Source organism: Marinomonas gallaica, assembly GCF_001639745.1.
Classification (GTDB): domain Bacteria; phylum Pseudomonadota; class Gammaproteobacteria; order Pseudomonadales; family Marinomonadaceae; genus Marinomonas; species Marinomonas gallaica.
Map to the genome: position 1 here is coordinate 1 of NZ_LTAX01000050.1, position 511 is coordinate 511.

At 46.4% G+C, this 511-nt stretch carries 1 protein-coding gene; it reads right to left on the reverse strand.

Going from position 1 to position 511, the window contains the following annotated elements; translation table 11 throughout:
- Window positions 1-280: 280 nt before the first annotated feature.
- The gene (locus AYW76_RS19725) at window positions 281-490 is read right to left on the reverse strand and encodes an HNH endonuclease (RefSeq protein ID WP_082866312.1); all 210 of its coding nucleotides are present in this window, start codon (window positions 488-490) and stop codon (window positions 281-283) included.
- Between the last annotated feature and the right edge of the window lie 21 nt (window positions 491-511).

The following is a 511-nucleotide window of genomic DNA, read 5'->3' on the forward strand; positions in this document are numbered from 1 at the left end:
TGCAACTTTACTCTGTCTTATCGAAATAGCTTGCAACAGTCGGGCGGGTCCATATAACCTCGCTGCGCGAGGGAACATTGCTCCCGTCGAGCGGACTCCGTTCCGCGGCCTTCTAATGAGAAATAGGCATCCTGGGATCAGCTGAAAATCAGCTTCGGCGCATGGTAACTGCTTTGGACGCCCTTCCATGTATTTTTTTACTTGCGCATGTCTCGGTTCGTGCCTCACCGCCGACGCGTCTGCGCAAATAAATTACATGGAATTGCATGGAAAATAAAAACTAATTCTTAACCGTTGTGTTGCAATATGGATGCATTAAACTCGCGTTGGAAGCACTTCCAAGACCCCCATCTTGCTTCCTGATAATGTGATCATACGAGATTGAGGTTTGGTGTATAAGGCCACCGCATATAGAACATTTAAGAGCAATGGGAATGGTGTAGTGGTCTAATGAAACCGGACACCATTTTAGGTGGTAACATAGCCATATTAAAAGAGGTGTCCAATGGCA